Origin of the sequence: Leisingera caerulea DSM 24564, assembly GCF_000473325.1 — a bacterium.
Taxonomy (GTDB): Bacteria; Pseudomonadota; Alphaproteobacteria; order Rhodobacterales; family Rhodobacteraceae; genus Leisingera; species Leisingera caerulea.
In genome coordinates, this window is record NZ_KI421513.1 from 2,949,451 (window position 1) to 2,969,716 (window position 20,266).

General features: G+C 64.5%; 22 protein-coding genes. 14 read left to right on the forward strand and 8 right to left on the reverse strand.

All coding sequences use genetic code 11. The features are described from left to right. Positions 1 to 31 precede the first annotated feature (31 nt). Positions 32 to 1,450, forward strand: coding sequence for a protein adenylyltransferase SelO (locus CAER_RS0121615; protein ID WP_027237323.1), 1,419 nt, complete (start codon positions 32 to 34; stop codon positions 1,448 to 1,450). Between the two features lie 162 nt (positions 1,451 to 1,612). After that, the gene (locus tag CAER_RS0121620) at positions 1,613 to 2,317 is read left to right on the forward strand and encodes an endonuclease/exonuclease/phosphatase family protein (RefSeq protein WP_027237324.1); all 705 of its coding nucleotides are present in this window, start codon (positions 1,613 to 1,615) and stop codon (positions 2,315 to 2,317) included. Between the two features lie 256 nt (positions 2,318 to 2,573). Here CAER_RS0121620 and CAER_RS0121625 read toward each other — a convergent pair whose 3' ends face one another. Beyond that, complete coding sequence (locus CAER_RS0121625; RefSeq protein WP_027237325.1) at positions 2,574 to 3,884, reverse strand: DEAD/DEAH box helicase; 1,311 nt, start codon at positions 3,882 to 3,884, stop codon at positions 2,574 to 2,576. 350 nt (positions 3,885 to 4,234) lie between these two features. On the opposite strand from CAER_RS0121625, the gene CAER_RS0121630 reads away from it, so the two are divergent. The 4 genes from CAER_RS0121630 to CAER_RS30230 all read left to right on the forward strand — a co-directional run bounded on the left by CAER_RS0121630 (position 4,235) and on the right by CAER_RS30230 (position 7,641). Beyond that, a complete protein-coding gene (locus CAER_RS0121630; RefSeq protein ID WP_027237326.1) occupies positions 4,235 to 4,648 on the forward strand; it encodes a Fur family transcriptional regulator in 414 nt (137 codons plus the stop codon). A 245-nt stretch (positions 4,649 to 4,893) separates the two neighbouring features. Further along, positions 4,894 to 5,787, forward strand: coding sequence for a DMT family transporter (locus CAER_RS0121635; RefSeq protein ID WP_027237327.1), 894 nt, complete (start codon positions 4,894 to 4,896; stop codon positions 5,785 to 5,787). Between the two features lie 174 nt (positions 5,788 to 5,961). Further along, a complete protein-coding gene (eno, locus tag CAER_RS0121640; protein ID WP_027237328.1) occupies positions 5,962 to 7,236 on the forward strand; it encodes a phosphopyruvate hydratase in 1,275 nt (424 codons plus the stop codon). Positions 7,237 to 7,476: 240 nt separating this feature from the next. Beyond that, positions 7,477 to 7,641: a hypothetical protein gene (locus CAER_RS30230; protein WP_167332330.1), complete on the forward strand. Its 165-nt coding sequence runs from the start codon at positions 7,477 to 7,479 to the stop codon at positions 7,639 to 7,641. A 449-nt stretch (positions 7,642 to 8,090) separates the two neighbouring features. On the opposite strand, the gene CAER_RS0121655 is transcribed toward CAER_RS30230, so the two are convergent. The 4 genes from CAER_RS0121655 to mazG form a co-directional block, all read right to left on the reverse strand. After that, complete coding sequence (locus CAER_RS0121655) at positions 8,091 to 8,366, reverse strand: glycine zipper 2TM domain-containing protein (RefSeq protein WP_027237329.1); 276 nt, start codon at positions 8,364 to 8,366, stop codon at positions 8,091 to 8,093. 176 nt (positions 8,367 to 8,542) lie between these two features. Further along, positions 8,543 to 8,992, reverse strand: a complete 450-nt coding sequence (locus CAER_RS0121660) for a GNAT family N-acetyltransferase (RefSeq protein ID WP_027237330.1) — start codon at positions 8,990 to 8,992, stop codon at positions 8,543 to 8,545. Further along, the gene (locus tag CAER_RS0121665; RefSeq protein ID WP_027237331.1) at positions 8,989 to 9,930 is read right to left on the reverse strand and encodes a nucleoside hydrolase; all 942 of its coding nucleotides are present in this window, start codon (positions 9,928 to 9,930) and stop codon (positions 8,989 to 8,991) included. The genes CAER_RS0121660 and CAER_RS0121665 overlap by 4 nt, the downstream gene beginning before the upstream one ends. Positions 9,931 to 10,105: 175 nt before the next feature. Next, the gene (gene mazG, locus CAER_RS0121670; RefSeq protein ID WP_027237332.1) at positions 10,106 to 10,921 is read right to left on the reverse strand and encodes a nucleoside triphosphate pyrophosphohydrolase; all 816 of its coding nucleotides are present in this window, start codon (positions 10,919 to 10,921) and stop codon (positions 10,106 to 10,108) included. A gap of 63 nt (positions 10,922 to 10,984) precedes the next feature. Here mazG and CAER_RS0121675 point away from each other — a divergent pair, with 63 nt between their 5' ends. The 5 genes from CAER_RS0121675 to CAER_RS30360 all read left to right on the forward strand — a co-directional run bounded on the left by CAER_RS0121675 (position 10,985) and on the right by CAER_RS30360 (position 15,242). Next, positions 10,985 to 12,151: a M20 aminoacylase family protein gene (locus CAER_RS0121675; protein ID WP_027237333.1), complete on the forward strand. Its 1,167-nt coding sequence runs from the start codon at positions 10,985 to 10,987 to the stop codon at positions 12,149 to 12,151. A gap of 77 nt (positions 12,152 to 12,228) precedes the next feature. Then, entirely contained in the window at positions 12,229 to 13,197 is a 969-nt protein-coding gene (speB, locus tag CAER_RS0121680) for an agmatinase (RefSeq protein ID WP_027237334.1), read from the forward strand. Then, positions 13,190 to 14,137 (forward strand): agmatinase, encoded by a 948-nt coding sequence (gene speB / locus CAER_RS0121685; protein WP_027237335.1) that lies wholly within the window; start codon positions 13,190 to 13,192, stop codon positions 14,135 to 14,137. The genes speB (CAER_RS0121680) and speB (CAER_RS0121685) overlap by 8 nt, the downstream gene beginning before the upstream one ends. A 73-nt stretch (positions 14,138 to 14,210) precedes the next feature. Continuing rightward, positions 14,211 to 14,651 carry a DUF1499 domain-containing protein gene (locus CAER_RS0121690; protein ID WP_027237336.1) on the forward strand — a complete coding sequence of 147 codons (441 nt, stop codon included), beginning with the start codon at positions 14,211 to 14,213 and terminating at the stop codon, positions 14,649 to 14,651. Between the two features lie 264 nt (positions 14,652 to 14,915). Next, a complete protein-coding gene (locus tag CAER_RS30360; protein WP_027237337.1) occupies positions 14,916 to 15,242 on the forward strand; it encodes a hypothetical protein in 327 nt (108 codons plus the stop codon). Between the two features lie 315 nt (positions 15,243 to 15,557). Here CAER_RS30360 and CAER_RS0121700 read toward each other — a convergent pair whose 3' ends face one another. Beyond that, complete coding sequence (locus CAER_RS0121700; protein ID WP_027237338.1) at positions 15,558 to 15,857, reverse strand: hypothetical protein; 300 nt, start codon at positions 15,855 to 15,857, stop codon at positions 15,558 to 15,560. Positions 15,858 to 15,917: 60 nt separating this feature from the next. On the opposite strand from CAER_RS0121700, the gene prfA reads away from it, so the two are divergent. From prfA to CAER_RS0121715, 3 genes are all read left to right on the forward strand, one after another. Next, entirely contained in the window at positions 15,918 to 16,973 is a 1,056-nt protein-coding gene (gene prfA / locus CAER_RS0121705; RefSeq protein ID WP_027237339.1) for a peptide chain release factor 1, read from the forward strand. A gap of 2 nt (positions 16,974 to 16,975) precedes the next feature. After that, positions 16,976 to 17,827 (forward strand): peptide chain release factor N(5)-glutamine methyltransferase, encoded by an 852-nt coding sequence (gene prmC, locus CAER_RS0121710; RefSeq protein ID WP_209320214.1) that lies wholly within the window; start codon positions 16,976 to 16,978, stop codon positions 17,825 to 17,827. A 213-nt stretch (positions 17,828 to 18,040) separates the two neighbouring features. Beyond that, positions 18,041 to 18,727, forward strand: a complete 687-nt coding sequence (locus CAER_RS0121715) for a DUF4167 domain-containing protein (RefSeq protein WP_027237341.1) — start codon at positions 18,041 to 18,043, stop codon at positions 18,725 to 18,727. Between the two features lie 105 nt (positions 18,728 to 18,832). On the opposite strand, the gene CAER_RS0121720 is transcribed toward CAER_RS0121715, so the two are convergent. Continuing rightward, the gene (locus CAER_RS0121720) at positions 18,833 to 19,372 is read right to left on the reverse strand and encodes a GNAT family N-acetyltransferase (protein ID WP_027237342.1); all 540 of its coding nucleotides are present in this window, start codon (positions 19,370 to 19,372) and stop codon (positions 18,833 to 18,835) included. A gap of 85 nt (positions 19,373 to 19,457) precedes the next feature. Further along, a complete protein-coding gene (locus CAER_RS0121725) occupies positions 19,458 to 20,243 on the reverse strand; it encodes a pyridoxine 5'-phosphate synthase (RefSeq protein ID WP_027237343.1) in 786 nt (261 codons plus the stop codon). Between the last annotated feature and the right edge of the window lie 23 nt (positions 20,244 to 20,266).

Genomic DNA, 20,266 nt, shown 5'->3' on the forward strand with positions numbered 1-20,266 from the left:
TAAATCTCAGTGCCGGTCATATGTTTGGGCCATGACACTCATGATCCCTTTCGACAACACATATGCCGCCCTGCCGGGGCAGTTCTACTCCAAACTGCCGCCGCAGCCGGTCAAGGCGCCCAGGCTGGTGGCGTTCAACGAAGACCTGGCGCGGGTCCTGGGGCTCACCCCTGGCGGGACGGCGGAGATGGCGGAAGTGTTCGGCGGCAACCGGGTGCCGGAGGGGGCCGATCCGCTGGCGCAGCTCTACGCCGGGCATCAGTTCGGCACCTATAATCCGCAGCTTGGCGACGGGCGCGCGATCCTGCTGGGGGAGACGGAGGGCACCGACGGCAAGCGCCGCGACATTCAGCTGAAAGGCTCCGGGCGGACGCCCTATTCCCGGGGCGGTGACGGGCGCGCCTGGCTGGGGCCGGTGCTGCGCGAATATGTGGTGAGCGAGGCGATGCACGCGCTTGGCATCCCCACCACAAGGGCGCTGGCGGCGGTGGAAACCGGCGAGACCGTCTGGCGCGAGGGCGGCTTGCCCGGTGCGGTGCTGACCCGGGTGGCGGCCAGCCATCTGCGGGTGGGCACCTTCCAAATCTTCGCCGCCCGCGGCGACAAGGCAAGCCTGCGGCAGCTGACAGACTATGCGGTTGCGCGCCACTACCCGGAGGCGGAAGGCCCGATGGGGCTGCTCAGCGCGGTGCGCGATGCGCAGTCGGAGCTGATTGCTGCCTGGATGGGGGTCGGCTTCATCCACGGGGTGATGAATACCGACAATTTCTCCATCTCGGGTGAGACGATCGACTATGGGCCTTGCGCCTTCATGGATATTTATCACCCCCACACGGTGTTTTCCTCGATCGACCGGGGTCGGCGTTATGCCTATGCCAACCAGCCTGCGATTGCGGTCTGGAACCTGGCGCAGCTGGCCACTGCGCTGATTCAGCAGATGGACGACCCGCAGGAAGGTGTCGAGGCGGCGACAGAGATCGTGCACGCGATGCCCGCGCTGACCGAGGCCGCCTGGCTGCGGCGCTTCCGCGCCAAGCTGGGGATCACCACGGCGCAGGAGGGCGACCTGGAGTTGATTACCTCCCTGCTGGGGCGGATGGCGGAGAACCAGAGCGATTTCACTAATACCTTCCGGGCGCTGACTGAAGGCAAGGCGCGCAGCCAGTTCACGGACCCTGCCGCCTTTGACAGCTGGGCAGAGGGCTGGCAGGCGCGGCTGGAGGGGGAGCCGGATCCGCACGCGGTGATGCGCGGTGCCAACCCGGCGTTTATCCCGCGCAACCACCGGATTGAGGAAATGATCGCCAGCGCGGCGGCCGGTGACTATGCCCTGTTCCACCGGCTGAACGCTGTGCTGGCTAAGCCTTTCGACGACCAGCCGGACCACGCGGATCTGCAGCGCCCGCCGAAGCCTGAGGAAGTGGTGCAGGCGACGTTCTGCGGCACCTGATCCCTTGTTCATCTGGCTTCAAATATCCTCGGGGGTGAATTGAGCCGCAGGCTCAAGAGGGGGCAGACAGCCCCCCATTCAAACCCCTGCCGCCCGACGATGCCGGTTGTGCTTGGGCCGCATTGTGCGCCACACTCCCGGCAGGCCCCGGAGAGAGAGCAGATGCCGAAGACACCCCCGCCGGACACCCTGCGGATTGCCACCTACAACATTCAGAAATGCATCGGCATGGACTTGCGGCGGCGGCCGGAGCGCATCTTGCAGGTGCTGGCCGGGCTGGGCGCGGATGTTGCGGTGCTGCAGGAGGCCGATAAGCGCTTGCCGCCGCGCCCTGCGGCGCTGCCGCATTTCCTGATCGAGGAGACCGGCTGGCAAGCGGCGGATCTGGGCGGCGCGGGGTCCTTGGGCTGGCATGGCAATGCGGTGCTGTTCCGCAACGGCGTGCGGCTGCAGGCCAAAGGTCATATCGCGCTGCCGGGGCTGGAGCCGCGCGGCGCAGTCTGGGTGCTGCTTGAGACGGACGTGGGGCCGGTGCGGGTGATCGGCGCGCACCTGGGGCTGACCGGCCGGGCCCGGCGCGAGCAGATGCATGCCCTGGCCCGGGCGGCGGAGGCGGATGATGCCGCAGTGGTGCTCGCAGGTGATTTCAACGAATGGTCGCGTTCCCAGGTGCTGGAGCATATCGCCCCGGCACTGACGTTTCTGCCGCCCAAGGCGAGTTTTCCGGCGCTGAGGCCGCTGGGGGCTCTGGACCGGATCGCCCATTGCCGGCGGCTGGAGGCGGTGGCGCACGGCGTGCATGGTGCGCGGCCGGCGCATATTGCCTCTGACCATTTGCCTGTCTGGGCGGATTTGCGGGCAGTCTGACTGCCTTTTAAGACTGCCGCTGAGCAGGGAGGGCTCCCGCGCCCGCAGGCGCTTCAGGCTGCGCCTTACGCGCCTTGGCGGCCTTGGGCCGGGCGCTGCTGCGCAGCGTAGAGAGTTTTCTGCAGAGAGGCGCCTAAGGGCGAACCTGCCCTTAAGCGCCATTTCGAGTGTGTGATGTGCTGATCCGCGTCAAGGATGAACAGCGCTGGCGCGCTGCGGCTTTGCCGTCCTTGACCCGGACCAGCACCGGGAAGAGTCAGCGCGCGCGCTGTTTCTGGCCGCGGCGCTGGGCGTTGCCGGGCTTGGCTCCCTGCGGTTTGCCCTGGGCACTGCTGCCGCCACCGCCGCCGCGGCGGCGTCCGCCGCCCGCGCCGCCGCGGCGCCCGCCGGGGCGGCCGCCCGGCTTGCCTGCTGGTGCGGCAGGATCGGGCATCGCTTCCCAGGCGCGGCCGGAGGCGACGGGGATGGTGATCTTCATCACCTTCTGGATTGCCTTCAGCTCGTCCATCTCATCCGGCGAGCAGAACGCGATGGCGGCGCCATCTTTGCCTGCGCGCGCGGTGCGGCCGATGCGGTGCACATAGGCGTCCGGCACATTCGGCAGCTCGTAGTTGTAGACGTGCTTCACGTCCGGGATATCCAGGCCGCGGGCGGCCACATCGGTGGCAACCAGCACTTTGATATCGCCCGACTTAAACGCGGCGAGGGCGCGTTCGCGCTGGCCCTGGGATTTGTTGCCGTGGATGGCGGCGGCGGCAAAGCCTGCCTTGTCCAGCACCTTCATCAGCTTTTCCATGCCGTATTTGGTGCGGCCGAAGACCAGCGCGCGCTCGTCCTTGTGGTCTGCCAGCAGTTCCTTCAGCAGGCTCAGCTTTTCGGCCTTGGCGATGAAGTGCACCGACTGGGTGACCTTGTCGGCAGCCTTGCCCGGAGGCGAAACCTCGATCCGGACCGGGCTTTGCAGGTAGGAGTTGGCGATCTCGTTCATCTGCTTGGGCATGGTGGCCGAGAACAGCATGGTCTGGCGCTCGGTCGGCAGCAGCGCCGCGATCTTGCGCAGGGTGTGGATGAAGCCGAGGTCCAGCATCTGGTCGGCCTCGTCCAGAACCAGGAAGTCGCAGGATCCAAGGTCCAGCGCGCCGCGGTCGAGGATGTCGATCAGGCGGCCCGGGGTGGCGACCAGGATGTCAGTGCCCTTGGCAATGCGAGCGATCTGCGGGTTGATGGAGACGCCGCCGACCACCAGGCCGACCTTCATCGGCGTGTTTTCGGTCAGGCCCTTCAGGGTATCGGCGATCTGATTGGCCAGCTCACGGGTGGGGGCCAGCACCAGGCCGCGCACGGTGTTGGCGGCGGGCTTGCGGCCGTATTGCATCATCTGTGCGATCAGCGGCACGCCGAAGGCCGCGGTTTTGCCGGTGCCGGTCTGCGCCAGCCCCAGCACGTCCTTGCCGTTCAAGGCATGCGGAATGGCGCGCGCCTGGATCGGTGTGGGATCGTTCAGGCCCATGTCCTGGAGACGGGCGAGGAGCTTTTCAGGAAGCCCCATGGTCGAAAATTCAGTCACGTATCGTCCTTTCACGGCCCTGCACGCAGCACGGGCCGGATCCGCTGTTGCACAGCGGTGTCTTGCGGGGCAGGGACCTCGGGCGCGCGCTGGCCGGATGCCAGGCCGCTGGCCTCTGCAATCCCCACGCGTGATTTTGGGAATGGCGGCATATCACTAGACCCCGGGTGTTCTGTCACGCACATGCGGTGCGGCCGGTCTTGGTCTCTGCTCACGCGGCAGGGAGGGATGCCTGAAAGCCAAATGGCTGTGGATAAGCCTTTTGTCAACTGCTGATGCAAATGAAAAGCCGGTTTTCGGCGCAGTTTGCATCCGTTAAAGAGGAAGCCCAGAAAACCGTGAGGACGGATATGCGAAAGACGATTATCGCCCGCTGCGAGGCCAAAGGGCTGCGCATGACCGGCCAGCGCCGGGTGATTGCCCAGGTGCTGCAGGACAGCGATGATCACCCGGACGTTGAGGAGCTGTATGCCCGGGCCAGCGCGATGGACGCAGGCATTTCGATCGCCACCGTCTACCGCACCGTGAAGCTGTTCGAGGAGGCGGGCATTCTGGAACGGCTGGAGTTCGGCGACGGCCGCGCGCGGTACGAGGACGCCGAGCGCGAGCATCACGACCACCTGATCGACATGAACACCGGCGAGGTGATCGAGTTCTGCGACCCGGAGATCGAGGAGCTGCAGGAGCGGATCGCCCGCAAGCTGGGCTATGAGCTGCGCGGCCACAAGCTGGAGCTTTACGGGGTGCCGCGCAAGGCGGATTGAGCCGGCGCAGCCGTATTCCGGCATGGAAAACGGCCAGGAAAGCGCGTGTTTTCCGGGCCGGGATTCCGGGAAAATTCCGGGTGCGCTTGCGGCTGGCAGAGCGCCGTGTATCACGAAGATTGATATATAGGCTCACGTCCTTTCATGGGCCGGCGTCGGAAACGGAGTTGTCCGGGACCAAGTGCTGATGTCATTTGCCCGGATGGTCTGGCCTGCTGCCGGTCCGCAAAACGGGACGTGCGAACATGAACAACCTGCAAGGCATTCTGCTGGTCATTGCCTCAATGGCTTTCTTCACGCTTGAGGACATGTTCATCAAGCAGCTGTCGGGCACATTGCCGGTCGGGCAGATCCTGATCTGCCTGGGTATCGGCAGCGGGCTGGTCTTTGCGGTGATGGCGCGGATGCAAGGGCACAACCTGTTTGCGCCGCGCTGCTGGCGGCTGCGGCCCGTGTTGCGGGCATCGACTGAGGCGGTGTCGGCGATGGGGTTTGCCTCGGCGCTGGCGCTGGTCGATATTTCAGTGGTGGCGGCGGTTTTTCAGGCAACGCCGCTGGTGATCACCATGGGCGCGGCGCTCTTTCTGGGGGAGCAGGTGGGCTGGCGGCGCTGGCTGGCGATCTGCGTGGGCTTTGCCGGCGTCTTGCTGATCATCCGGCCGGGGCTGGACAGTTTCGAACCGGCGGCCCTGCTGGTTGTGATCGCGGTGCTGGGCGTTGCCGCGCGGGATCTGATGACGCGGGTGATGGACAGTGCGGTGCCGTCCACCGTTGTCAGCTTTCAGGCGTTCCTGTCGGTCATTCCGGCCGGGCTGCTGCTGCTGGCCTTCACCCCTGGCGAGGCGCAGGTGATGGCGCAGAATGAATACCTGATGATGGCAGGCGGAGTGCTTTTCGGGGTGCTGGGCTATTACGGGATCGTCACCGCGATGCGGGTGGGGGATGCCTCGGCGGTGACGCCGTTCCGCTATACCCGGCTGCTGTTTTCGATCCTGGCGGGCGTTCTGGTCTTTGGCGAGCGGCCCGATGCGCTGACGCTGACGGGGGCTGCGCTGATTATCGGCTCGGGGCTTTACACCTTTGTGCGCGAGCAGCGGCTGGCGCGGCGGGCGCGCCGCGCAGCAGCGGCTGCGGCCTGACGTCCCGGCTGGCAGAAATCCTCCGCCCTGTTGGCGCAAACAGCGTTTTGTTAGCCCTAACCTGCCGGATTTAGGCGTGTTAGCGATAACGATCATGGTTTACATTTCCGCCGCGGCTGGTATGACGCTGGCAGCAAAACGCGCCGCTTTCAGGCACCACACAAGGATGGACAGATGAGCACCATTATCGACATTCACGCCCGTGAGATCCTCGACAGCCGGGGCAACCCGACGGTTGAGGTCGACGTGATCCTGGAAGACGGCACCATGGGCCGTGCCGCCGTGCCCTCGGGTGCTTCGACCGGCGCCTATGAGGCGGTGGAGAAGCGCGACGGCGACAAGTCCCGTTACATGGGCAAGGGCGTGCTGGAAGCGGTTGCCGCTGTGAACGGCGAGATCGCTGAAGAGCTGGTCGGCTTTGACGCGACTGAGCAGGTTGCGGTTGACCAGGCGATGATCGAGCTGGACGGCACCGAGAACAAGGGCCGGCTGGGCGCCAACGCGATCCTGGGCGTGTCGATGGCGGTGGCCAAGGCAGCGGCGGATTTCACCACCCAGCCGCTTTACCGCTATATCGGCGGTACCTCGGCGCGGGTTCTGCCGGTGCCGATGATGAACATCATCAACGGCGGCGAACATGCCGACAACCCGATCGACATTCAGGAATTCATGATCATGCCGGTGGCTGCGGACAACATCCGCGAAGCGGTGCGCATGGGCTCTGAGGTGTTCCACACCCTGAAGAAAGAGCTGTCGGCGGCGGGCCTGTCGACCGGGATCGGCGATGAGGGCGGCTTTGCCCCGAACATCGCCTCTACCCGGGAAGCGCTGGATTTTGTTCTGAAATCCATCGAAAAGGCGGGCTACAAGCCGGGCGAGGAAATCTACCTGGCGCTCGATTGCGCGGCCACCGAATACTATAAGGACGGCAAATACGTTCTGTCCGGTGAAGGCAAGACCCTGTCGTCCGAGGAGAACGTTGCCTATCTGGCGGCGCTGGTGAACGACTACCCGATCATCTCGATCGAGGACGGCATGTCCGAGGATGACTGGGACGGCTGGAAGGCGCTGACCCAGGAGATCGGCGACAAGGTGCAGCTGGTGGGCGACGACCTGTTCGTGACCAACCCGGCGCGTCTGGCCGAGGGCATTGAGCGCGGCTGCGCCAACTCGATGCTGGTGAAGGTGAACCAGATCGGCTCCCTGACTGAGACGCTGAAGGCGGTCGATATGGCGCACCGCGCGCGGTACACCAACGTGATGTCGCACCGCTCGGGCGAGACTGAGGACGCGACCATCGCCGATCTGGCGGTGGCCACCAACTGCGGTCAGATCAAGACCGGCTCGCTGGCGCGCTCCGACCGGCTCGCGAAGTACAACCAGCTGATCCGGATCGAGGAAATGCTGGGCGAAGTGGCTGAATACGCGGGCCGTTCGATCCTTAAGTAAAAAAGCGCCACATTTGGACGCCGAAAAGCGCCCCGAACCTTTGTTCGGGGCATTTTTTGTGGCAGCCGAACGTGTCTGCTGAAGGTCTTCCACAGCGGTGGCTCCGGCTTCCCTCAAGCAGCGCCGCATCGCAGGCAGCGGGCCGGGCAAAACCATGGCCGGGCCTTAACACGCATCAAGGCCCGAGGTGCCGGAAACGGGCATTCTGTACCCGCATCACCATGAACGCAGGAGCCTGGAATGACCCCCGTCCGCCTTATTATGCTTGCCCTTATGTCTCTGCCGCTGCTGCTTGCAGCCTGTAACGAGCCCGGTACCTATCCCGTCAGCGGTGAGGAGTGCGGGCCCGATGATCCGGTGCTGGAGCTTGATGCAAGCGATTGCCCGGCGGGCGCGGCGGTCTGAGCTGACTTCGCCGCTGTCCGGTCGGCGCCGGGGCCAACGGCCGGACGGCCGGGGAAGGCGGCGATCCGTGGAAATCATGCTTTCGTCCAGATTTTATCTTCCGGAAGTTGCATGTGTGGCCCGGATCACAGACGCTCACGCAGGCGTTACGTTATGGTGATCCTACGCGGTGCGAAGGCGTCGCGGGAAAGGGGATCAGGCCATGAAGACGCGAATTCTGCGCACGGTGGCAATCTGTGCAATTCTTTCAGGGCTTTTGGGGTGCAGCGGGCCGGGGACCTATCCGTTCAGCGGGCAGACCGCCTCAGCGGACGATCCTGTCAAGCGGCTGAACCTTGGCGCGGAACTGCGCTGATACCGGGAATTCTTATACCGGGAATGCGGCCTGACGTCAGGCCGCGTCCTGAGATCTGGCGCCCTGGCGGGGGAGGGCGCCAGATCAAATTATCTTAACACGGGGCAGTGTAATAGGTGCCGTCGCCACGGGAGTAGGCGCACTGCTGGGTCTGGTTGTTTTGCGCAACCAGAGTGCCGGCCGCAGCGCCGCCGAGGGCCGCGATCAGGCGCCAGTCGTCGTCGGCCTTGAGCGCATCAGCAGCGATCAGACCGGCGGCGGCGCCGCCTGCCACTCCGGCAACGGTGCGCTGTTCCGGGGTCAGGTTGGTGCAGGCGCCCAGGCCCAGTACGGCGCTGCTTGCGAGAGCAGGGATCCAGCGGAAAGTCATATTCTTCCTCCATTTTCTTTGGTCCGGACGGCCGGCTTCAGGGCCGCGGATGGCACTATAACTCCGGCCGCTTCCAGATGGTTCCGCTTTGTTGTGTCATTTTCCGGCTGCGGCGCTGTTCCGCCCGTGCCGTTTCCCGCGGCGGCGAGCTTCCGCCGCGGGGCCGGCTGTGAGCGCTACAGGCTTTTGGTCATCAGAATGTAATTCTTGCGCGGCTGGAACCGGGTGCGCAGATAAAGCCGCTGGGCGGTCTCGTTGTCCCGGTCGACCTCCAGGTGCAGTGCGCGCACGCCTGCCTCGGCCAGCGATTTCGGCAGTTCGGTCAGCACTTCGGTGGCGACGCCGCGGCCGCGCACGGCGGGGCGGATGTACAGCTCATCGACAAACCCGTCCATGCCGCCGAACTCCACCGACCAGCCGAAGGTGATCACGATATAGCCAATCGGCGCGCGGGTGGGTCCGATCAGGTAGACGGCGCCATAGGGGTGGCCGTTCAGCAGCGGTTCGATCCCGGCGCGGCGGTGCTCGTCGCTGCTCTCCAGGCCGGATTCGGTGTGAAAGGCGGCGACCAGCGCCAGCACGGTGTCCAGGTGTTCGGGCTTGGCGAGATGCAGGGCGGCGCTCATAGGAGGGCGAGCCTTTCGGTCAGAAGTTTGAAGAAGCCGTCCGCATCGGCATCACCGATGAACAGGGCGTTGGGTTTGCGGTCCGTGACACCCCACCAGTCTGCGACGGTCATGCCAAGAGTGAGCGCGGAGGCGGTTTCGATTTCCACATTCACATGGCGGCCGGAGAAGAGTTCAGGCTTGAGCAGCCAGGCGATGACGCAGGGATCATGCAGCGGGCCGCCTCCAGAGCCGTATTTCGCAACATCGAAGCGCTCGAAGAAGTCGAGCATTTCGGCGGTGAAATGGCCGACGCGGGTACCGAGGGCGCGGATCGCCTCGACGCGGGGCTTGGTGGCCAGCACCTTATGCGTCACATCGAGCGGCATCACGGTGATCGGCGCGCCGGATCTGAACACGATTTCAGCGGCTTCCGGGTCGGCGTAGATGTTGAATTCCGCTGCCGGGGTGATGTTGCCCACCTCGAAATAGGCGCCGCCCATCATCACGAGTTCCTGCACCCGTTCTATGATGTCGGGCGCGGTATTGAAGGCGGCGGCGATATTGGTGAGCGGACCCAGGGTGCACAGTGTGACAGTTCCCGAAGGCTCGCTGCGCAGGGTCTCGATAATGAAGTCGACGCCGTGGCCTTCGGCCAGCGGCATTTGCGGCTCCCACAGTTCGGGCCCGTCGAGGCCGGTCTGGCCGTGCACATGCTCAGCGGTAATCAGCGGCCGGGCGAGCGGCGCCCTGCTGCCGGCATAGACCGGCACGTCCGTTTTGCCTGCCGCCTCGCAGGTGATGCGGGCGTTTTTGCTGGTGAGCGGCAGCGGCACGTTGCCCGCGACGCAGGTGATGCCGAGCAGGTCCAGCTGGTCCGGGCTGGCCAGCGCCAGCAAAATGGCCACGGCATCATCCTGGCCCGGGTCGGTGTCGATGATGATTTTCCTGGCGCTCATTGCGGTCTCCGTAAGTCGTGAGCCACGAGACTACGCGCAGTCCGGCCGGGATTGAACCGCCGACTGGCGGGGCAGTGCGAAATTCCGGAGATTTTCTGTGATAGAAATTCGCGGCCTGCCCGGCAGGCCGCGGGAGATTGAGTATTTGGAGAAAGATGAAGCAGAAGGAACGCGCTCAGGCGCGCTCGTCAGCTTTCACTTCGTCCCAGAGCGCATCCATTTCGGCCAGGTCGCTGTCCTCCGGGCGCTTGCCGCGGGCGGCGAGCTTGGCTTCGACGCCCTCAAACCGGCGGGTGAATTTGGCGTTGGCGGCGCGCAAGGCGGCTTCGGGTTCAACACCCAGGTGGCGGCCCAGGTTGGCCATCACAAACAGCAGGTCGCCGAATTCCTCCTCGACCTCCGCTTGGGAGAGGGTGTCGCGGGCCTCGACCAGTTCGGCGCATTCTTCGGTGATCTTGGCGATGACATTGTCTGCCGAGGGCCAGTCAAAGCCGACGCGGGCGGCGCGTTTCTGCAGCTTGTAGGCGCGCAGCAGGGCAGGCAGGCCGACGGCGACCCCGTCCAGCGTGCCTTTCTGTGCCTTGCCTGCGCGCTCTGCGGCCTTGATCGCCTCCCAGTCGCGGGTCTGCTGTTCGGCGGATTTCTCGCGGCTTTCGCCGCCAAACACATGCGGGTGGCGGGAGACCATCTTGTCCGACATCGTCCTGACCACGTCCTGGAAGGTAAAGTGGCCCGCCTCCTGAGCCATCTGCGCGTGAAAGACGGATTGGAACAACAGATCGCCCAGTTCGCCCTTCAGCTCATCCCAGGCTTCGCGCTCAATCGCGTCGGCAACTTCGTAAGCCTCTTCAATGGTATAGGGGGCGATGCTGGCGAAATCCTGTTCGATGTCCCAAGGGCAGCCTGTCTGCGGATTGCGCAGGCGCGCCATGATCTCCAGGAGCCTTTCAATGCCCGCGGTTTCGTCGTGGATCAGGTCTGTTTCTTGCATTGCGGCTGCTCTTGTTCCGGTGTCAGATGCATCATCCCGAGTCTGGAGCAGGAGTCCACCCCGATGCCCGTTGTGAACCGTATCGCCGATTACGCCGAGGAGATGAAGGCCTGGCGGCGGCATCTGCACCAGATCCCGGAGCTGGCGCTGTACCTGCCCAAGACCGCCGCCTTTGTGGCGGAGCGGCTGCGGGAGTTCGGCGTGGATGAGCTGCACGAAGGCATCGCGCAAACCGGGATGGTGGCGATCATCAACGGGCAAGGCGAGGGGCCGACCGTCGGGTTGCGGGCGGATATGGACGCGTTGCCGATCCCGGAGGAGACCGGAGTGGAGTATGTCTCGGGCCATGAAGGCAACATGCACGCCTGCGGCCATGACGGGCATACCGCGATGCTGCTGGGCGCAGCGAAATACCTGGCAGAGACGCGCAACTTCAAGGGCCGGGTGGCACTGATCTTCCAGCCCGCGGAGGAGGCGATTGGCGGAGCGCGCATCATGGTCGAGGAAGGCATCATGGAGCGTTTTGAAATCGGCGAGGTTTATGCGCTGCACAATGCGCCGGGCCTGCCTGTGGGGCACTTCCTGACCACGCCGGGCGCGCTGATGGCGGCAGTGGACACGTTCCACATCCATATCCAGGGGCTTGGCGGCCACGGCGCCATGCCGCAAGAAACCCGCGATCCGGTGATGGCGGCCTGCGGTATTGCCCAGGCGATCCAGACGATTGTCTCGCGCAACCATCACACGCTGGAGGATCTGGTGGTCTCTGTCACGCAGATCCACACCGGCAGCACTGACAACGTGATCCCCGACACCGCCTATATCAACGGGACCGTGCGCACCTTCAAGCCGGGGGTGCAGCAGATGGTGATGCGTCGGATGAAGGAGATCGTCGCGGGGCAGGCGGCCAGCTATGGCGTCGAGGCGGAGCTGGATTATGAAATCGGCTATCCGGCCACGTTCAACGACACGGAAAAAACCGCCTTTGCCGTGGATGTGGCCAAGGAAATCTCGGGCGAGGCCAATGTCGAGCCGGACGGCGGGCGAGAGATGGGGGCGGAGGATTTCGCCTATATGCTGCAGGCGCGGCCCGGATCCTACCTGTTCCTGGGCCAAGGGGACTCTGCCGGGCTGCATCATCCGAAATATGACTTCAACGATGACATCGCGCCAGTGGGGGCGTCCTTCTTTGCCCGGCTGGTGGAGCGGGCGCTGCCGGTCAGCGGGTAAATCCCCGGCAGATGACAGAGACCTGCAAAGCCGGTATTTGATCAAAATCTGAAACCGCACAACAGGGACGCACCGCCATGGCACTGGAAGACGCAAAGCACATGATCGACCACGCCTTCACCCGCGAGGATCTGAAGGGGTTGAGTTTCGAGATCACCTTTGGCGGGGCGACATCCTTTCTGCGCCGCAAATACACCAAGGATCTGACCGGCGTGGATATTGCCGTGACCGGTGTGCCCTTTGACCAGGCGGTGACCAACCGCCCCGGTACCCGGCTGGGACCGCGGGCGATCCGTGAGGCCTCTGCCCTGCAAAGCCCGGATGAGCCTTATGGCTGGCCGCATAAACCGCTGAGCACGCTGGCGATTGCGGATTACGGCGATCTGGCCTTTGACCACGCCAATGTGCCGGAGTTCCCGGCGGCGCTGACAGAGCATATCCGCGGGATCCTTGCGGCGGATACGGCCTCGGTCGTTTTGGGTGGCGATCATTATATCAGCTTTCCGATCCTCAAGGCCTATGCCGAGAAGTACGGGCCAATCTCTCTGCTGCAGTTTGACGCGCATACGGACACCTGGCCGGATGACAACATGGACCGGGTGGATCATGGCACCATGTTCTACAAGGCCGTGAAAACCGGGATCGTGGACCCCGAGACTTCGGTTCAGGTGGGGATCCGCACCACCAACGACGACACGCTGGGGGTCAACATCATAGACGCCCCCACTGTGCATGAGATCGGACCCGTCGAGACCGCGCGGCGGATCAAGGACATCCTGGGGAACCGGCCAACCTATCTGACCTTTGACATCGACTGCCTGGACCCGGCCTATGCCCCCGGCACCGGCACACCGGTCTGGGGCGGGCTGAGTTCCGCGCAGGCCGCGCGTATCCTGCGCGGGATTGCCGGCATCAATATCAAGGGCGGTGACGTGGTGGAGGTCTCTCCCCCCTTTGACACAACCGGCGCAACTGCTATTGCCGGGGCGCATGTGGCGACGGAAATCATCTGCCTTCTGGGCTGGAACATGAGAGACAATGACTGACTTCAATCAACCGATCAGCGGCAACGACCTGGCCCGGTTCTCGGGACCGAACACCTATATGCGGCTGCCGCAGGCAACCTCGCTGGACGGCTTGGATGTTGCGGTGCTGGGGGTTCCGATGGATATCGGCACGTCCTGGCGGTCCGGAACCCGGTTCGGCCCCAAGCAGATCCGCGCCGAAAGCGCGATGCTGCGGCCCTATAACATGGCCACCGGCGCGGCGCCGTTCGACAGCCTGAACATTGCCGATATCGGCGATCTGGCGATCAACACGTTTTCGCTGCCGGATTCACTCAGGATCATCCAGGAGAGCTATGAGGCGATTCTGTCAGGCGGGGTGATCCCCATGGCGATGGGGGGCGATCATTCGATCACGCTGCCGATTCTGCGCGCCATCGCCAAGAAATACGGCCCCGTGGCGCTGGTGCATGTGGATGCTCATGCGGATGTGAATGATGACATGTTCGGCGAGCGGGAAACCCATGGCACCGTGTTCCGCCGCGCTTATGAGGAAGGGCTGATCGTCCCCGACAAGACCTATCAGATCGGCCTGCGCGGCACCGGATATGCCGCCACCGATTTCGCCGAGGCGCAAAGCTGGGGGTTCCAGCATTTCCCGGCGCAGGAATTGTGGGGGCGGCAGCTGCACCAGATGGGTGCGGAAATTCGCCGCGATATCGGCAATAGGCCGGTCTATGTGAGCTATGATATTGATAGCCTTGACCCGGCCTATGCGCCGGGCACCGGCACGCCGGAAATCGGCGGGCTGACAACGCCGCAGGCGCTGGAGCTGATCCGGGCGCTGAAGGGGGTCAATATCGTCGGCTGCGACCTGGTGGAGGTGTCGCCGCCCTATGATCCCTCGGGCAACACCGCTTTGGTGGGCGCAAACCTGCTCTATGAGCTGTTGTGCGTGCTGCCGGGCGTGGCGACAAAATAAGCGGTCCGGCCTCACGCGACAGGCCGGGGGAGGGCCGCGCAGGGAGGAGGCAAGGCTTGACCTTGAAACCGCAATGAAGCGGCTGATGCTGTTTGGCTGGCTGGTGCTGGCCGCCGTGGTTGCCGGGCTGGGGTTCATCCGGCTGGCACCCAGCGATCCGCTGGACTGGAACACCCAGCCGGAATTCACCGAGGACAAGGAGTTCCGCGGCGGCGTGTTCCGGGTGGTGCGCACCGGGCCCGGCGGGCTGGAGCGGTTCCACCGCATCGCCAGCCATGCGCCGCGCACCAGCGTGCTGGCGGGCGGGCCGGACGACGGGATGGTGACCTATATCACCCGCACCCAGGTGCTGGGCTTTCCCGATTACACCACCGCGGCGCAGGACGGCGACCTGCTGAAGGTCTATGCCCGGCTGCGGTTCGGCCGGTCCGACCTGGGCGCCAACAAGGAGCGGATCAACGGCTGGCTGGCAGAGATGGAAGGGGCGCCGCAAGAGGCCTCGGCCAGCGAGTAGCCAGGCGGGCATGCTCCCGCCTGTTCGCGGGCTTTTGGAACAAGCCCCTCACAGTTGGGCCGGGCGCCGCGCTGGGCGCGGCGCGGGCCCTGCCGCCTTTGGCGGCAGGGCCTTTAGCTTTTGTTGAGAAGCGTTTCAGGGGCTTGTTTGCCCCTGAAGGTGCCATTCCAATTGTGTTTCGTCTTGCCGCGTCAAGGGTAAGCCGCGCTGGCGCGCGGTGGCTGCGCCGCCCTTGACCCGGCGCGGAGTTTGCAGCGAATTGTCATGCAATACTTGTTGAAACTCTTGCAGGATCACCGGGCAGAAAGGCTCTGTCCAGCAAAGGAGGGTGGAGTGTCTGGACTTTCAATTGAGGAGCTGGAAGAACTGGGCTCGGATGCGGTTCGGGAAAAGCTAGTCCAAGGGGTTTGGAACGACCGGAAGGTGGCTACGGCGGAGCGTTGGCTTGCTGAGATCGACCGAAGAGCAAGCATACAGGCATCTAAAGACAGTGCAAAAAGCGCAGCCAGTTCTCGCTTGGCGGCTTGGGTCGCGGCAGTCTCTGCGGTTGTCGCCGCGGCGGCAACGATATACGGCGCATGGCCGATTTAAAAAGGCGAACTCAACTGAGTGAATGTGAGCACCAAGCAGAGCTGGAGGCGTACAAGCAGAACACTCGTGTAGCTAAGGAGGCGAAGCCGTGGACCTGTTGAAGTGTGTCGCGCTCTTGGGGGGCAGGAATGCCAGTTTTCATTGGGATGGCTTTCTACTGAAGCGATGCGCTCTGGGGATTTGCAGCTTGCGCTGTAATGTCTTGGCTACCTAGAATCGTGAAGGCGGTTCGCCCAGGTAGGCGTCCAGATTAGGAGCGTCCGCCAGACTCGTGTTTTCGCCGCAGAGACTGCGATGCAGCCGGGGCGCCCTGAATCAGAGCTGCGGCAGCTCCAATGGTGCGGCTGACGTCTCAGGCAGCGGAGCCAGCGACGCCGAAAGGCAGCTGCTTTGCACCTCGCGCCACATCGGCACGTTCAGGGACATCTGGCATTGCGCCATGAACATGCGCCCGTCCACCTGCAGGCAGCGCAGTTCGCCCAGTTCCACCCGGGCGCCGGACTTGTCGGTGCAGTAGCAGTCGATGGTTTTGCCGCCGGACCCCTTCACATCCGCCAGTGCAATGCCGGGTAGAGTGAGGAGGATTGTGGCAATAAGGACTCTGGCATGTCGCATGGCTCTAGCATATCACATGGGGGTCACTTGGCCAAAACATGAACAACAATAGGCGCGCCCATGGTTCCCGAAGAGCGGCTGGAACAGATCCTGCAGCGGTTTCAGTATCTTGAAGCCGCAATGGCGGATGGTGCCGGGGGCGGGGATATTGCGGCTCTGGCCAAGGAGTATTCCGACCTGCGCCCGGTGGCGGAGCAGGTGACGGCCTACCGCAAGCTGCTGAGCGATCTGGAGGAGGCCGAGCTGATGCTGGCGGATCCGGATATGAAGGATCTGGCGGAGGAGGAGATCCCGGCGCTGAAGGCGGCGATCCCGGAAGCCGAGCATGCGCTGCAGCTCGCCTTGCTGCCCAAGGACGCGGCGGACAGCCGCCCGGCGATGCTGGAGATCCGCCCCGGTACAGGCGGCGATGAGGCGGCCTTGTTCGCCGGCGACCTCTTGCGGATGTACCAGCGCTATGCCGAGGGGCGGGGCTGGAAGTTTGACATCATCGAGGAGCAGGCCACCGAACTGGGCGGCATCAAGGAAGTGGTAGCCCACATCAAGGGTGAGAATGTCTTTGCCCGTCTGAAGTATGAATCGGGCGTGCACCGGGTGCAACGGGTGCCAGCGACCGAGAGCGGCGGGCGCATCCATACCTCGGCGGCCACGGTCGCTGTGCTGCCGGAGGCGGAAGACGTGGATATCCATATCGACGCCAATGACATCCGTATCGACACCATGCGGGCCTCGGGTGCGGGCGGTCAGCATGTGAACACAACCGACTCGGCGGTGCGGATCACCCACTTGCCAAGCGGGATTGTCGTGACAAGCTCGGAAAAGTCCCAGCACCGCAACCGGGAGATTGCCATGCAGGTGCTGAAGACGCGGCTGTATGACCTGGAGCGGCAGCGGATCGACAGCGAGCGCTCAGCCGACCGGGCGAGCCAGGTTGGGTCCGGCGACCGCTCGGAACGCATCCGCACCTACAACTTTCCGCAGGGAAGGATGACGGATCACCGCATCAACCTGACGCTGTACAAGCTGGATCAGGTGATGGGCGGCGATCTGGACGAGATTATCGACGCGCTGACGGCGGACAATCAGGCCCGGCTGCTGGCCGAGATGGGGCAGTGAGCATGGCAGAGACCGCGGCACAGGCGATGGCGGCAGCGACGGCGCGGCTGCGGGCGGCAGGAGTGCAGGATCCGGCGCGGGATGCACGGGTTCTGCTGGCCCATGCGGCCCGGATTGAGGCCAGCCGGGTGACGCTGATTGCGCCCGAGGAACTGGCCCCGGAAGTGGCTGAGCGCTATGAGCAGCTGATTGCGCTGAGGGCGGTGCGGGTGCCGGTGTCGCATCTGATCGGGGAGCGGGAGTTCTACGGGCGCCGCTTCAAGGTTTCGCGCGATGTGCTGGACCCGCGGCCCGAAACCGAGATTCTGATCGAGGCGGCGCTGGCGGAGCCCTACAGCCGGGTTCTGGACCTCGGCGTCGGCTCCGGCTGCATCCTGGTGACGCTGCTTGCGGAACGGCAGGAGGCGACCGGGCTGGGGGTGGATATCAGCGAGGCCGCTTGCCTGCAGGCCAGTGCCAATGCGGTGCTGCACCGGGTCCAGGCACGCGCGGATATTCAGCAGTCGGACTGGTTCGAGGGGGTTGAGGGGCAGTTCGACCTGATCGTCTCGAACCCGCCTTATATCGCGCTGGAAGAGATGGAAGGCCTGTCGGCGGAGGTGCGCGGGCATGAGCCCGGCATTGCGCTGACCGATGGCGGCGACGGTCTGGGTGCCTACCGGCGCATTGCAGCTCAGGTGGGTGCGCACCTGGCGCCGGGCGGGCGGGTGCTGCTGGAGATCGGGCCGTCGCAAGGCGCTGCGGTGAGCGCGCTGCTGGAAGCGGCCGGGCTGAACGGCATTGCCGTGCTGCAGGATCTGGACGGCCGCGACCGGGTTGTGCGGGCGCATTCCAGCGCAAAGAGCAGCATTTAACGCGGAAATTCGCGATTTCGAAAGAAAAAACACAGAAAATACCATTGTGCCCCTTGTCTGGGGCTACGTAAAATGGTTACTCAGAGGGAGCCGCTTGAGGAGAAAGCTCAGCAAGCCTTCCCGCGGCTTCAAGCCCAAAAAAGCTGATGATCCGGCGCTCAGGCGCGCATGATTGGGTCTACGGCGCATTAACTCAAGGCTTACGTTAGGCATATGAGATCGTCCAAATCACGTTCACGTTCCAAGTCGAACCGGAACCGTCCCAATGGCGCCAATGTTGTCAACCGCGTGTTTGACAGCTCCGGTCCCGAAGGAAAGGTGCGCGGAACGCCGCAGCAGATCATCGACAAATACAATCAGTTGGCGCGCGATGCGCAGCTGAGCAATGACCGGGTGGCCGCGGAGAATTTCCAGCAGCACGCAGAGCATTATCTGCGCATGCTGAACGAAGCTCAGCGCGAAATCGAGGCGCGCCGTGAGGAGCAGGAGCGGCAGAACCGCGAACGCCAGGCCGAGCGCGACCGCGAGCGGGCCGAGCGGCTTGAGCGGCAGGAGCGTGAGGCCGCTGCAGCCGCTCCGGCGGCTGAACCGTCCGGCAGCCCGCAGCCTGAGGTGATCGACCCGCGCGGCGACAACGGCAACGGAGCCGACAGCGGTCTGGTGGAAACACCGGAAAGCCAGTCGGCGGCCCCTGCAGAGGCTCCGGCCGAGGGCGCGCCGAAAAAGGCCCCGGCCCGCAAGCCGCGGGCACGCAAGCCCGCAGCCAAGGCTGAAGATGGGGCACCGGCCGGCGATGGCGGCGGCGAGGCGGAGGCCAAACCCGCGCCAAAGAAGACCAGCCGCTCGCGCGCGAAGCCGAAGCCAAAGACCGAAGACGGTCCGGCGGAAGCAGCTGAATAAGCGGCGCTAAAACAGATGAGCGAAAGACCCCCGGTGCCAATGGCGCCGGGGGTCTTTTGTTGTTGAGAGGGTGTTGCGGGAGAAATCCCGGTTTTGATGCTTGTGCTACCAGTAGTCCGGATTGTTCAGGGCCTCGATGCAGGATGACGGGCCGCGCAGGGGCGCAAGCTCTGCGCCGCTGAGCGGCTGCGCCAGCCAGCCCTCCGGAAAACGCAGCGGCACGGGGGCTGCGGCCTGCGCTTCGGTTATCTGACGAAAGCCAGCCTTGCCGTAATAGGCCGGATCGCCGTATGTGACGGCGGTGTCGGCGCCCTGTTCGCGGATCCCGCTCAGCCCGTATTTTATCAGCGCCTGCCCGATGCCCTGCTTTTGCCGCGCGGTTGCGACAGCAACGGGTGACAGGATGAACACCGTGCGGCTGTCCTGATCGTAGCGCAGCCGTGAGAAGATGATGCAGCCGGCGAGCGCGCCGCCGTCCCGGGCCGAATAAACAAAAAAGTCCTCATCCGGCGTCTTGGCGAAGATATCGCGGACCAGCCCCGCGATCAGATCGCCTTCGGCGTCCCCCTCCGAGGCGGCGAAAACCGCCCGGAAGAGGCTGATGATTTCAGAGGTATGGCCGCGGTTCTCCGGCAAAAACTCCATTCGCCGCTCCTGTCTCTGGTGGCTGGCTGTTGCACCCAGCATAGGGCAGCCGCGGGGCGGGCCGTCAAGCGCCGGGCCGGGGCGGTTAAGCTTTGTGGCCCAGCACCTGCAGGTAGCGGCGGACCGCCTCCGGGAAACCCAGCATCAGCGCATCGGCAGTGAGGGCGTGGCCGATGGAGACTTCGGCCAGATCCGGAATGGCCTGGCGCAGGGCAGGCAGGTTGTCCACGGTCAGGTCGTGGCCCGCGTTCATCATCAGCGCAGTGCTGACGCCCTCTGCGCCAAGCCGGCGGGCGGCGTCTGCGGTGGCCGCGATCCTGGCCAGTTCCCGTTCTGTGGCGTCAGGCGCGGTCTGATTGGCGTAAGGCCCAGTGTAGAATTCGATCCGGTCAGCGCCCGCCTGCTGCGCCAGCGCCGGGTCAGCGGGGTTGGCGTCCACGAAATAGGAGACCCGGATGCCTTCGGCCTTGAACTCCTCGGCGACGGGCAGAAGCATTTCGCCATCGGCCGCAAAGTCCCAGCCGTGGTCGGAGGTGGATTGTTCAGGGCTGTCGGGCACCAGCGTCACCTGATGCGGCTTATTTTCGAGCACCAGGTCGATGAAGTGGCGGGTCGGGTAGCCCTCGATGTTGAACTCCGCCTGCGGGAATTCATTGGCGATCAGGCGGGAGAGGTCCGGCAGGTCGGAGAAACGGATGTGGCGCTCATCCGGGCGGGGATGAACGGTGATGCCATGGGCGCCGGCCTGCAGGATGGCGCGGGCGATGTCGATCAGATTGGGCCAGGGCACCTCGCGCCGGTTGCGCAGGTAGGCAACGGCGTTGACGTTCACGGACAGCAGGGTCGGGCGGGAGGTAACCGGTCGGGTCATCGGAAAATCAGGCTCCGGCAAAG